We start from the raw sequence: 13,968 nt of genomic DNA on the forward strand, positions 1-13,968 counted from the left end.
TTAGCGCCTTTTTTATTAGAAAAAATCAAACCGATTTAGTAGTTCTAGAAACCACTGCCTATATTAAAGTAGATAGCGCGTTCTTCATGGCTTTGCGCATAATCCATACCAAGGTGTAAACCGTAACGTCTAGCGATTTGGTATCTGAAACCGACACCTCCTGCATTCACCTTGTTACTTTGATCAGCTAGCTCCGTTGCTTTTCCTGAACCATAGAAGCCTGACACTTTCCAACGATGACTAATACTGTAGGTCAGCTGCCCTTGGAGGGTTTCAATTTCATCCCCTTGATAGCGAAATGAGGAGACACCTCTTAACTCAACATATGGCTTAGCTGTTGGAGACACAAATCCATCACCTTGCTCGTAATTTTGATAGTTACCCGCTAAACCAAGTGTCCACTTTTCAGACACTGGAATGTAACCTTCCGCTTCAACATTTAGATTTCTGTAATTTGAATCACTGCCAATCGCATCATCAAAGACCATGTAGTCTGCAGAAAATCGGTATCCTTTTGTTGGGTAAAACAAGTTGTTTCTTGTATCAAATTCAGCTTCAATACCTAAGCCCGATGTCACTGATTCATTGCCTAGCGTAAGCTCCATTAACTTATCGACCAAACGATTATCAGCTTCGATCTTAGATTTAGCCAAAAGCTGTTTTACACCAATCATCCATGGCGTATCCCCAATTCTAAATTGTACCTTTTGTGAAAGTACGGCCACTGAAGTTGATGTGCCAAACTTAAGGTCCAGCTCTTTCCCACCCAAAGAAAGTTGCTTATACAAATCAATATTCGCAACACCAAAACCGCCGCCACCAATATAACGAATTGAATCATTCATCCATGAACGTCTGTGGCCACCAAAAAAAAACCAGGTTTCATTTTCAGTTCCCAAAGCACCAACAACACTCATCGCAGATGGAACAAGTTGCGCACCACCATCAATAGCCTTTAACGCTGCTTCTTTACGAATTCGTTTTTCTTCTTCGCTCTCGTGTAAAAACAATCCAGCACCACCACCACCGTAGCCCACCGCAGGCTCGGTAATTAGTATAGGTATAGGTAAAAACCCCGTTGCGTTTTCTGCAATGTGATGGCCCATATCAAACTGACCATCCACAGGGTCGTAAAAGGATGCCATAGCAGTTAAAGATATTAATAAGGAGCTTGAGAATAGTGCAAGCACACCACAACGGTTCATATAAATTGCCTCAAAAAAAACCGAGGCGCGAGCCTCGGTCGAAAGTTTGCTTCCGTGCAATAAACATTGAAATTAAGAACTTTTACTGCCAAGAGAGTTCCTCGCCAGCACAAGTAGAATAGTTCTATTTATACGTTTCCCCTACTCTCATATAGAGGGTGTCATCCTACAACTGAAATTAATATGCAGATAATAGATATAAAAAAGGCTCATACAAAATGAGCCGTTATCGAAAAGATAACAATGTACTCTTTTTCACTCATCTCTTTTTAACGCTTGAGTGACGTGTTCTTTGATAATAGACAAGATCGATAACTTCACTTCACTTGTTTGTTTAGAATGATTGCACCAAAGAGCAAAGCCAAACTTAAAACCATGTTCCATTTCAGATGATTGTATAGCTTCAACGTCGTAATGCGAAAATTCAGAATAAGCAAATGTTTTTGGTAGCAATGCCCACCCTAAACCAGCTTCAACCATTTTGATAACTAACGCTAATTGGTCGACTTCTTCATTGTCAGAACTCACGGTTATTTTTTCGGACATTCCTTCTTCAATGAAGGATTTTAAGACAAACTGCTTCGTATTTCTTAGCGCTAAAAGTACATCTTCTTTTGCCAAAGACGAAAACTCGCCATTTTTTTGAACGAAAGGGAAAAATTCTATATGGCCTAAAAAAGTGGCATCAAAACTGTGTATTCCACGACTGTCATGCACATTGACCAGTCCAAAATGATACTCGCCACTTTCAAGGCCTTGCTTAATGTCTTTTTTATTTCGGACTAGAAAATTTACTCGCATCATTGGAAAATCACGACGTAACTTCTTTCGAATATCCACAAGTATTTGGTGAGGTATTACACTTGAATAAGCAAAAGTAATACTTTCCAATCCGCCATAAGACAAGCTCAAAGCGACCTTGTCGAAAGTTCGTGCTTGTTCAATCGTTTGCTTAGCATAATGATAAAGGTGATGACCATCCTCTGTCGGCTTAACCGATCGCCCTACTCTTTCAAAAAGGTTTACTGCGAGTTGGTCTTCAAGGTTCGTAATCACCTGTCCGATTGTCGTTCTGTGCTTATTAAGCTTAACGGCAGCCTTGCTAAAAGACAGTTGTTCATAAACGGTAACGAACGCGAGAAGTTGTTCAATGCTAAAATTCATTTTGTTGTGCTTACTTTTAGTTGTTATGTATTTAAATTATCACAAGTTAACGAAATATCTACTTTTTCAAAGTAATAATATTGAAATCAATTCGTCTGGTTGAAACAAAAAAACCTACTTAAGTCAGTAGGTTATTTCATTGACGTGTAACGAATAACTTAAATGTATTCGATAACTCGAGCTAGGTAGTTAAAGTCGCCTGAGTCACCATGGTAATTGCGGTAAACATCGACACTGAAATATTTAGGTTGATCTGCTTGAATGTGCTCAGCAATACGCAGCTCAATAGACTCTAGAGTTTCACCCGTTTTAGAGTAAATGTATTTCTTGGTGCTCTTTTGAAGCTGTCGCTCTTTGGCTTCTTTGTGTGTGACGTAATTGTTCACCTCAACCCATTGACCAATATAATCAATCGCCACGTAGTCTGAACCCTCTTCGACCATAATTAGCGCCGCTTCTTGCTGAACGTCGGCCAGTTGTAACATGTCGTTGTCGACTTTTTGCTGATCCATTGAGGTTGCGTTTTGTGCCATTGCAGCGCTAGACGTTGCTAAGATAAGTAGCGTTAATGCTGTTCTTTTCATTCTTTAATATCCCTAATCAAGGTAATTCGGTTACCCAAGGTTTCCCCTGAGTTGCTTTGTGATAACCATATTCGTATATAGTTAATAGGTAATGTTCATCAAACATGTCTTTGGTTCGTTTGGCGTAACCAAAGTCGTGCTCGATGTAGGTGAATTGCATATCAATGTTGTTAATTTCACTGATGTATTTCATTCGATATAAGTCACCACGCGTTTGTGCAAGCGTTAGGCTTGATACGCTCTTTGCGACCAAATCGAGTCCCTTATCTCTCAACGAGTGATACGGTGCTTTCAGCGCGCCATTTCGAATAACATCGAGCTGTGGTGGTGTTTTTAACCCAAGTGCATCTGAGATCTGTTGATAGTCGAAGTTTGAGGGATTGAAGAACACTTGAGTCGCTAAACCACCATCGACGTGCAGTTCTTCAAAAACTTCGCCTTCATGTTCTACATCGATGAACTGCGGTGGGAACACACCAGGAATAGACGCACTTGCGGCCAACACCTTATATATAAGTTCAGACTTATCTGGCATGTCGCTATTTGCTATTGCACCTACATTCCAAATGACAAGCTCACCAGAATCAAAATGAGTGCTACCAATAAACAGACGTTTGCCGCTGCGATGTCGCGCTGCGATTTGCTCAATCATGGGTTCAGGGAACGCCTCAGCAATAAACTGGTACAAGTTTTCGCCATCAGTAAACGCATCTTTAAAGACGGTGTTCAAAAAATTCTTTTTACCGAGTACGGATTTATCGTCTATGTTCAACATCACGTCCTTCATCTTAGAGAACGCATCTCCCCCGATGAACACAAACGGTGCCATTAACGCGCCTGCACTGATTCCTGTCACAATGGAGTAATCTTTTAGCTGGCCTGACTCTTCAAGCCCTATCAAGATACCGGCACCAAAAGCTCCGTTAGCACCACCTCCCGACAAGGCCAAAATGTTCAATTGGTCATCTGACACAGTAATCGGCGTGGTTTGATCTGCTGGAGAGTATAAGAAGTTTGGCGACTCACTCGCCCAAATACGCAGTGGCTCTGCTACTGATGATGCATCCTCTACAATGACTTCTTTGTAATTGTCTTTGTTTACGCGTACATCCAGTGTGTGATGTGAACTACAAGCCACTACCAAGAGTGACAAAGCAACGGTAAGACCCGAAGAGATTAGACGGTTCATATTTAGGCTCATTTAGTAGTCTCTAAATTGATTCAGAGTCTCTGTTTAATAAATAATAAAGTTAAAAAACAGAAAGATTAGGGATAAAGTGAAGTCCATCTCTTTGTGGTCGTAATATAGCGAGTATCCGGCTTAACTCGTAATCTCGTTTGTAGGACGCTACCCATCGAATAGTCGCCCCCTTACTTGACCTTAAGCACTGTTGGAGTCAATCGCTCTAGCCTATTTTGACCACGTTGAAATCGTGGGTAGGCTCTACAAATTCATACTGAGCATTGATTGTTTGTAGCTCCCAAGTGCCATAGCTCTTAGTCAGATCCAACACACCATAAACCGCGTTGTTGGCATGACGGAATGAAGCCACCGGAGACATTCTTTTCATTAATCCCGCTGTAAATAAGCCTGAGATAAGGTCGCCAACACCAACTGGCTGTTTATCAAATTCGATATTCGGTCGTTGAGCTAAATAGCATGCCTTTTTCGTTGCGAGGATCATGCTGAACGCATCATCGGGTAATGAGTGCAAATGCTTCACAAGCACCATCTTTGGCCCAAGTTCCAGTGCCTTCTTACAGGCTGTAACCGCATCATAAAGCGAGTGGATTTTGATACCGGTCAATTCGCTCAGCTCAAATTGGTTTGGCACGATGACATCGGCAATAGGAAGCAAGTGTTTGGTAATGGCTGTTTTAACGCCATCCTCAACGATACAACCTTTATCTGGATCACCCATTACAGGGTCACAAATATAGAGTGCACTGTGGTTCTTTTCTTTAACTAGATTAACCGACTCAGCAACCGCTTTGCATTGGTCTGCGCTTCCCTGATAACCCGATAGGATCGCACCGCAGTCTTTCAGCGCGTTGATGTTGTCTAGGCCTCGAATCAAGTTTCGAATATCATCTGAGCCAAATGTTTGCCCAGTCCAACCTTGTTGATATTGAGTGTGATTAGAGAACTGAACAGTATGGATTGGCCACACATCGAGTCCCATTCTTTGGATTGGAAAAACCACAGAACTGTTGCCTGCATGCCCATAAACCACGTGAGATTGAATAGAAATAATGCTTTTCATGCGTCGCTCTTTCAGTTTGAAATGGATTTGATTACTTAGATAAGACGACTAAATAAACACAACGATTGCATCCCATAGATAGCTACTTGAACACTGTGCTTATTTGGTCGGAATAGCCTCGACATCGCCGAGGCTTATTCTTAAGGATTTGAACATAGCTGGCCTAGAATCATGTATTCGATTCTAAGCCTGACTAGAGCTTACGCGCCTTGAAACTCAACGTAGTGCTCGTCCAACACCTTACGAGTTGCACGGCCAATCAGTTCGTATTCATGGTGAGTCAGGTTAGCTAGCGATACACGAACAGAAGCGTGTACTACATCGAAGCCCTTGCCTGGAAGCAAGATAACGCCAGTTTCGTGTGCAAGTCGGAACAAGAAGTCTTTGCCCTTCTCGTTCGCTTTGAACCATTCAACGAATGCTGGTCCGTACAATTTTCCGCCCAAAGTGTCGAGCTCAAGCAATGTGTAGTAGTCCACACGATCTTTGTTTTCTTCAATTTCGATACCCATGTTTTTGTACAAAGTTTTGTAGCGTTCGCGAATAATGCGTTTGCACGATTCTTTGTAGTTTTGCTCTGAATCCATTAGGCAGTTCAATGAGAACAGCGCCATTTGAACTTGTTGTGGTAGTGAAAGGCCAGCTGTGTGATTAAGTGCCACACTTCGGCTGTCTGCAACAATACGATCAATGAACTTAATACCACGCGGTTCTGGGTCTAGCGTTTTGTAACGATCATCCAGTTCCAGTTGACGTGATTCTGGTAGGCTGCGCATTGCATCATCGAACACGTTGTTGTGCTGAATCGCAATCGAGCCAAGGCGCCAGCCTGTTGCACCGAAGTACTTTGAGAACGAGTAAACACAAAGTGTGTTGTACGGTAGTTTTGCAAATAGAGAAACGAAGTCATCGGCAAATGTACCGTATACGTCATCAGTGATGATGAATAGGTCACTGCGTTGCTCATTCACAAAGTTTGTTAGGTTCTCTAAAGTCTCGTTAGAGAATTTCACTGATGCTGGATTAGCAGGGTTAACTACGCAAAGTAGTTTGATGTCTGTATCTGCCAGTTTCTCGACTTCAGACATTGGTAGCTGCCAAGTGGTCTCATCAAGACGTAGCTCAACGATCTCTAGCTCGTACTCAGAAAGCTCTGGGATTTCAAGGTAAGGCGTAAAGATTGGCGTAATTAGCGCCACCTTATCGCCTTTTTTCAATAAACCATTGTTGAACATCGTTTGGAATGTGTAGGTCATTGATGCCGTACCACCTTCCGTTGCGAACAAGTCGAAGTCTGTGGTCATTGGAACCGGGCCATACATCTCTTCTGCAATGTACTGCTTCACCACTTTCTCAATGTTAGTCAACATACGTGGTGGTACTGGGTAGTTACACGCTAAGTACGCGTTCACTAGTTCATTCAAGAACACTTGCTTTTCGATACCTAAACGATCTTTTGCGTAGCTTAGTGCGCGTTCGATGAACTGAACACCTTTGTCGTTTGAGTATTCTTTAGCAAACGTATCGAAACGCTCAACAATACCAACACCATCAGGGATACCGCCGAAATCACCCCCAAGGTACGCATAGTTACGTTCTGCTTCATTAACAGAGAACTCACCAAGACGAATAAACGCTTTACGTGGCAATGTTGCTAGGAAGTTTGGATTGCCACGACCGGCGTCTAGTAAAGCGCGATCTGGCACTGCTTGAGCAACTTCAATTAATTTGTCTTTTAATTCAAATGGGCTTAAATCAGCGAATTTTGAAAAGTCGATAGTAGTATTTTGTGTAGTCATGATATTTACCTAATAATTTAATATTAAACACTTTCAATTAGAATGAAGCGTTTTGCTTAAGCGTGATTATTCAGTCCCATCTAATGTCGTTATTGGTTAGGACTTTTAATAAATTGATATTTTTGGTTATTTTTAAATCTGTAATGAATTGGTATTTTGTAATTACATACCAGCATTAACGGTAATAATACCGACGATAATTGGTCCCCATAGCGTCAGTAACACGTTGGCTACGGCATAAGTTACAGTGAAAGAGAATACTGGCGTTGCATTACCTGTTTTTTCCATCAATGCTGCGAATGCTGGGTTTGCACTTCGACCACCAGTCACACAACCTAACGCTTCTACTGGGTTCTTGATCTTCAATACAAAGTACGAGAAGAAGAATGAAATAATCTGTGGAATGATGGTGACTGCCATACCCAAGAACAACAATGACATACCGTGTTCTTTAATGGTGTCAACCGCTTGAGGACCTGCTTGCAACCCCACAATTCCTACGAAAGCTGCCAGACCAAAGTCACGAATAAAGCTCACAGCTCCCGCTGGGAATTGTGCAATATGAGGGTTTCGGCTACGAATCCAACCAACGAATAAACCAGAGATCAAACAACCTGCACCAGAACCAATCGTTACGGGAATACCTGCAATCTTGAAGCTGATCAAACCAATGAGCAGACCAACAACCATACCCAAACCAAGAATAACAAAGTCAGTCATGGTTGCTGACCCCATGCGCTTACCGATGTGTTTTTCAACTCGGTTGATGTCTTGAGCGGTACCGGTTAATTGAATAACGTCGTTTTTCTCAACAATAAGGTCTTCGGTAATAGCCACTGAAGTACCAGCACGCATGTAGTCTGTAACATACACACCACGGAACGAACTTTGATTTGAGCTATCTTTTATCTCTCTTAACGAACGACCAATCAGCTTGCGGTTATCAGCGATTAGTTGACGATTTTCTTCAATAACTTCATAGCTTTCCGGTAATGCTACTTCATTGCTTTGTGCCTTATTCTGTAGTTCATGAACCGCGTTTCTGCGGCCGGTAACCACAACAAGGTCGCCTGCTTTAAGCGCTGTGAACTTGTCTGCACTCAGCTCTTTACCGTCGCGCTCGATAAGTTCGATACACGCAGCAAGTGATGATTGGTTCAATTGCGCCAGTGTTTTTCCAACTAGTTTATCGTCGTGAGTTACTTTAAAAGCACGTGTCACTAAAGCGGTGACTGCGTTGAATTCGCCGTCTGCTAAATCACGTTTTCCGTCTGAGTTTTTCTCTTCTAGTGCGATAGCTTCAGATCGGATATCCCACTTCATGAGCGTTGGGAATACCCAAGTCACCATCAAGATTGGCCCTAAAGAACCAAAGATATAAGTTACCGCGTAACCAACCGCTACGTTTGTTTGCATCAGGTGTTTGGCTTCTTCCGATACACCACCTAAACGTGCAATCGCATCGCCTGCAGTACCAATAATCGCAGATTGAGTTAAGCCACCAGCCGCTAGACCTGCAGCTGTACCTCTATCTAGGTCAAATAACCACGCAGCGGCAAGCACACACAATAAACCTGAAACCGTCATAACAACCGCGGAGAGCAGAATGTTAATGGTTCTGAAGTTAAGTGCTTTAAAGAATTGAGCACCGCCTTGATAACCTACAGCATAAATAAAGAGCGTAAAGAAAATACTTTTTACGCCGGGATCAATATTGACACCAAATTGCCCAATAATTACGCCCATTAATAATGTTCCGGCTACCCCGCCTAAAACAAATCGGCCGATAGTAATTTTACCAACCATATAACCCAATGAGAGTGTAATAAATAGTGCGACAAATGGTGCCATGTCAAACAGATTAGAAATAATGTCCATGACAAATTTACTCTTGTTACTGAATATAAGGAGTAAATAATCTAACGAATAACTTAATAATGATATTTGTTGGATTATTCAATAATAAATAAAGCATCTCGTTGCTTCGAACCAAATATTAAGAACAAAAGGTTTTATTATGTAATCCCATTTGATGGATCAAATCATCACTTTGACTATTTGGATAAATATTGAAGTGTAATTTCCATCTAAAGTGATTGCTTTTACTGGATTTAGTCTACGATAGTAAAAGTCGATTATTTTCGAAATAAATTTTGAAAAATGTTTATACCCCCAGAAAACATAACCTATCAGCTCTCGTTGTACTGGCTTAGGGCACCAAAAAAGACGTGGTGAGCACAGTCACCTCATAAAGTCAGATTTTTGATGGATCTGACCCTCTATAAGCGATTGTCACAATAAATCGAATTCCGTTATCTTTGTATTCATCAAACGAATAGAGAAAAGAACCATGAATACAATGCCACATGAACTCGTGTGGGGCGAAGTCTACTTCCCACCGCTGTTACTGGTTATTGCATTGGCTTACATGTTAACAATCTTAACTGGGTCAATCGCCACAAGGCTTGGAGTACATAAATATGTCGCCTTACCTGCAATAGCAGAACTAAGCTTAATCGTGATTTTTACTGGCGCTATCGGCCATTTTATTACCATTTTTTGAGGCACTTACCGTGATCAAACGTTATCTCATCACACTGTTATTAGTTGCGACTGCTGGTTCTGTGGCTTACAACTACTACCAATCTTATACAAGCAATCCGTGGACTAGAGACGGTCAAGTCAGCGCATACATTGTTTCAATCACACCTCGCGTCACCGGGCAAGTGGTCAAAGTGCACGTGGACGACAACTCACAGGTGTCCAAAGGCGATCTTCTTTTTGAAATCGATCCGAGTATTTACAACGCGACCTACAAAAAAGCGCTTGCCACTCAAAAACAAGCGGTTGCCCTACTCGCCAAAGCCAAAAATGAAGAACAACGCGCCTTGAATTTAGAGAAAAGAACGCCCGGAGCCGTACCCGTTCTTACTCTAAATAACTTAAACAACGCTGTAGAAACAAGCGCCGCGAATGTCGAACTAGCAAAAGCGAACGTCGAAGAAGCACACCTGAATCTTGAGTACACCAAGGTATACGCGCCTACTAACGGTTACATCACTAACTTGAACTTACGCGTGGGCTCTCAAGTTGTCGCGAATTCACCTGTGGTTGCGTTAATTGATGAAGATAGCTTTTGGATTGAAGGTTATTTCAAAGAAACCGATCTGGTCGGCGTTGATGCTCAAGATAAGGCCTACGTAACACTTATGATGCACAACAATGTTCAACTAGAAGGCCATATCAAAAGTATTGGCTTTGGTATCGCTAAACAAGAAGGCAGCACAGGTAATGATTTATTGCCAAACGTGAATCCAAACTTCCAATGGATACGTCTCGCTCAACGCATCCCTATTAAAGTTAAGTTAGATAAAGTACCTGCAGACGTGCAACTGCGTGTTGGTATGACAGCCTCGATCAAAATCATTAAATAATTGGGTGTTTCTATGTTCAATGCATCAACTAAAGAAGCGATCAAAGCCGCACTTTCTATTGTTATCGCAATTTGCCTTGCTCTTTGGTTTCAATGGGAGAAACCGTATTGGGCAGCGATTGCGGTTGCAGTGATGGCGTTGAACGAAAGCTTCGCCCATTCAATAAACAAAGGTCATAATCGGTTAATGGGGACCTTGTTAGGGACCGGCTATGCCTTTTTCCTCATTGCGATGTTTTCACAAGACAGATTTTTGTTTCTGACATTTTTTACCTTGTTCTTAGGCACTTGCATTTTTATGTCTAGTGACGAGAAATATGGTTATGTGTTCTCTATTGGTTTCGCCGTCTGTTCGATTATTTCTTGTATGGGCGGGTTTGATAGCCAAACCACTTTTCACTTTGCTGTACTTCGACTTCAAGAAACACTATTAGGTGTTGTCGTCTTCTCTATTGTGTATCGCATCGTGTGGCCTGTGAATACTGAACTCAACTTTGTACAACGTTTCGAAACAAGTAAACAAGCCTTATTAGATGCGATGGAAAAAACAAACGACATCGACATTGCCGCACTTGAAAGCAATACCGCAAATATTGATAAGCTGTATCAACTTTTAGATCTCCCACTGACCGGAAGTTACCACCTTAAAGAGAATATCCAAACATGGCGTTTGCGTATCGATGAAATGGCGCATATCCAAGATACACTACTCAAACAAAGTAACAGCGAATCTGACTTGGGCATCCAATGGACAGTTCTTGCTCACAACTTGAAGACGTTCGATGTATTAACACCAGATCAATCTCTTGTTGAGGGCAAACTCAATGTACTAGGCAATCATAAAGAAGTGTCTTGGCATCATGCTCATCGCACGTTTGTTGAACATTTGAATGAAGACGGGCGCAAGGTCCTACAAGGGATGTCGATGTTCGTAACGTCGTTATTAGTATGGATATATCTTCCAATGCCGGGTGGTTTTATTTTCCCTATGATTGCCGGTGTATTCTCTTCTATGGTGCCGACCATGCCACCAAGCGTTATTAAGGATGCCTTCTATGGCGTATTGGGCACAGGATCGGTGATTCTATTGCAATACATCTTTGTGATGCCATTAATGACAGAACTCTGGGAACTTGGGCTATTCTACTTCCTTAACATTATGGTCATATGGAAAGTGTTCGCGACACCTAAGCTCATGATACATCGAATTTTGGGTATCAACTTGTTGGTTGTTCTTACATCTGGAGCACTTAACCTCACTCCTGTTTATAGAATAGAAACGCCACTGTTGATGCTGGTGAATATCTTGATCATTTTAATGATCGCGAAGCTGTTTACTGATCTATTCAGAGTAAAAGTAACCGCTTAGAACAGGATGCACTAAATCTCTCATAACAAAACGGCCTGCCAAGTATATTTACTTCGCAGGCCGTTTTTGTATCTATTGAAAATCATTATAAATCAGTCAATTAATGCTAATTCTTTCTAAGTGAGGATAGCATCCATCAAACGCGATTAACGACATTTCCTACCTCACCTTAGAATACTCCCATTGACTGACGCAATGCATTTCCAAATGCGATATTCACATTGCAAATCCTTATGGATGCATTAATAACAAACTGAACACGAAGTTCAGTACAACATAGACTGTTTGAGTCTCGAAGGTTTGAGACTAATCAGATTGGAAACCGTCATGAGTTTTTTTGAAATAAGCATAAATACCTGTAAGAACCATACTCTTTCTGTATTAGCGAGTGCCCTATTACTTACAACACCCAATTTTGTTCACGCGGCGGAAGAAACACAAACTTACACCAACGTCATGGAGCAAGGACGTGCTATTTTTGACAAGTATGGCATGAGCCATGACTTACCAAAGCTAGCAATCAGTTCATTGGTCCAGGGCGAACATTTGGTCGAACATGCACATCGTACTATTGAAATTGGCGAAGAAGTTCGAGATTCAAGCGTTTACATGGTTAAAAACACTGACACTAAAGGCAACATCGATCTTCGTATCAAATATAACCCAGAAGAGCTAGATGATAACGAAAACCTACTCGATGAAATAGAAACCTTCACACGTACCGAATATCGCTTACGTAACTATGCTGAAAGCTTTGATTCATCTTCGGTTCGCGTCAAAGAAATCGACGATAACAAAGTAATCATCAGCTTCGATTATTCGAAGTATGGACTTCCTCAAGACATTGCCTACTTCCGTTTTTTGAGTGTCGACATTGAGTTAGTCAACGGTGAACCAAAACGCATGCTAATCAGCAATGAAAAGCCTTTCAAACACCATACCTACAAGGTAGAAAGCTATAAGCAAGAGATTGAGTTTCAAACTTTGTCATCGGGCAAGCTAGTCATCGTGAGTAAAACAACCGAAGTGGTTGGTACAACCAAGCACAAGCCAATGAAGATGACGAGCATAATCGAGCCAGTCGCGTTTTATGAAGACAATAAAGGCGTACAAGTGATCAACGAAGCGAGGCTTCAAGAAGTATCAGACCCGAGAATGTTAGAAGCGAGCGTCAAGCTGGATCGCACCTTCCCTTTAATGGGTGACATAGTGCGTCGCCAAGGTATTGATTTACCACTACCCTTTGGTATTTCTGTTGCTTACCGTAATCAAGATATGGATGTTCCCATGACTGATTACGTGATTGGTGGTGTTCGCTTGAACGACCTATTTGATCCTGAAGATAGTGTTGCAACAGTAAAGGCAGAAAGTCTTTCGATACGCGGTGACGTTAATATCCTGCCGTTCTGGAATGTATTCGGATACGTCGGGAAGGTAAACGTAGATGCGAATATTGACGCCTCTTATACCGGCGCCGCAGGAGAATACCTACAAGACAAACTCAATGACAAATTGCCTGGATTAGGTAACGCGCTTTGCGAAGGCGTATCTGCCTTGTGCAACAGTGGTCGTTTAAATGTGCCCTTACATCTTGAATATGACTTGCGCGGTGCGGGTACCACATTGTCCGTTGGTTACAAAGAATTCTTTGCTTCTGTTACCGGCACTTACTCACAAACCCGTCTTAAAGGGCTAGACGATTGGGGCGATGGCATTGTGACAGTTCAACCAATGCTAGGTTATCAATTAGTCGATTATCGTGCTCAGTTCTTCGTTGGTGCCGAATACCAAGGTTTAGATTCACGTATGCAAGGCACAGTAAAAACCGGTGACATTGAGTTTGATTATGACGTTGGTGTAGACATCGACCAATGGGCATTCCTAACCGGGTTTAATAAGCAGATCGGCAAACATTACAACATGACTGTGCTGTACAACAAGGGGGAAACTCGCTCGGCTGTGACGTTGAACCTTGGCTATCGCTTCTAACTCCAAACAATGCAAAGAGTGGTCGAGGCCACTCTTGTAGGGTCCCGTCCTACTTATGCGATTCCATCAATCGTAATAATGTCTTTAATATACATCCCATAACAAAATTACATATATCCAAGCACGACAACGGTCGACGATAACGCACGGAATTGCTGGTT

At 41.9% G+C, this 13,968-nt stretch carries 11 protein-coding genes; 4 read left to right on the top strand and 7 right to left on the bottom strand.

The genetic code is table 11. From position 1 onward, the window contains the following. Nucleotides 1-44: 44 nt before the first annotated feature. The 7 genes from AB4407_RS03775 to aspT form a co-directional block, all read right to left on the bottom strand. Nucleotides 45-1,205 (bottom strand): BamA/TamA family outer membrane protein, encoded by a 1,161-nt coding sequence (locus tag AB4407_RS03775; protein WP_372118766.1) that lies wholly within the window; start codon nucleotides 1,203-1,205, stop codon nucleotides 45-47. A gap of 255 nt (nucleotides 1,206-1,460) precedes the next feature. Then, the gene (locus AB4407_RS03780) at nucleotides 1,461-2,369 is read right to left on the bottom strand and encodes a LysR family transcriptional regulator (protein ID WP_372118768.1); all 909 of its coding nucleotides are present in this window, start codon (nucleotides 2,367-2,369) and stop codon (nucleotides 1,461-1,463) included. 158 nt (nucleotides 2,370-2,527) lie between these two features. Further along, nucleotides 2,528-2,881, bottom strand: coding sequence for a hypothetical protein (locus AB4407_RS03785; RefSeq protein ID WP_372118861.1), 354 nt, complete (start codon nucleotides 2,879-2,881; stop codon nucleotides 2,528-2,530). A gap of 88 nt (nucleotides 2,882-2,969) precedes the next feature. Further along, nucleotides 2,970-4,142 (bottom strand): patatin-like phospholipase family protein, encoded by a 1,173-nt coding sequence (locus AB4407_RS03790; protein ID WP_372118864.1) that lies wholly within the window; start codon nucleotides 4,140-4,142, stop codon nucleotides 2,970-2,972. Between the two features lie 217 nt (nucleotides 4,143-4,359). Further along, nucleotides 4,360-5,217: a pyridoxal kinase PdxY gene (gene pdxY / locus AB4407_RS03795; RefSeq protein WP_372118771.1), complete on the bottom strand. Its 858-nt coding sequence runs from the start codon at nucleotides 5,215-5,217 to the stop codon at nucleotides 4,360-4,362. 200 nt (nucleotides 5,218-5,417) lie between these two features. Next, on the bottom strand, nucleotides 5,418-7,016 hold the full coding sequence (locus AB4407_RS03800; RefSeq protein ID WP_372118774.1) for a bifunctional aspartate transaminase/aspartate 4-decarboxylase: 1,599 nt from the start codon (nucleotides 7,014-7,016) through the stop codon (nucleotides 5,418-5,420). A gap of 162 nt (nucleotides 7,017-7,178) precedes the next feature. Next, entirely contained in the window at nucleotides 7,179-8,894 is a 1,716-nt protein-coding gene (gene aspT, locus AB4407_RS03805) for an aspartate-alanine antiporter (protein WP_372118777.1), read from the bottom strand. 472 nt (nucleotides 8,895-9,366) lie between these two features. Between aspT and AB4407_RS03810 the strand changes: the two genes are divergently transcribed. The 4 genes from AB4407_RS03810 to AB4407_RS03825 all read left to right on the top strand — a co-directional run bounded on the left by AB4407_RS03810 (nucleotide 9,367) and on the right by AB4407_RS03825 (nucleotide 13,807). After that, entirely contained in the window at nucleotides 9,367-9,579 is a 213-nt protein-coding gene (locus tag AB4407_RS03810) for a DUF1656 domain-containing protein (protein ID WP_060466791.1), read from the top strand. 10 nt (nucleotides 9,580-9,589) lie between these two features. After that, nucleotides 9,590-10,450, top strand: coding sequence for an HlyD family secretion protein (locus AB4407_RS03815; protein WP_372118780.1), 861 nt, complete (start codon nucleotides 9,590-9,592; stop codon nucleotides 10,448-10,450). A gap of 12 nt (nucleotides 10,451-10,462) precedes the next feature. Further along, the gene (locus tag AB4407_RS03820; RefSeq protein WP_372118782.1) at nucleotides 10,463-11,818 is read left to right on the top strand and encodes an FUSC family protein; all 1,356 of its coding nucleotides are present in this window, start codon (nucleotides 10,463-10,465) and stop codon (nucleotides 11,816-11,818) included. A gap of 327 nt (nucleotides 11,819-12,145) precedes the next feature. After that, on the top strand, nucleotides 12,146-13,807 hold the full coding sequence (locus AB4407_RS03825; protein WP_372118785.1) for a hypothetical protein: 1,662 nt from the start codon (nucleotides 12,146-12,148) through the stop codon (nucleotides 13,805-13,807). The last annotated feature ends 161 nt before the right edge of the window (nucleotides 13,808-13,968 follow it).

It is taken from the genome of Vibrio sp. 10N.261.46.E11 (assembly GCF_041472735.1).
Lineage (GTDB): Bacteria > Pseudomonadota > Gammaproteobacteria > Enterobacterales > Vibrionaceae > Vibrio.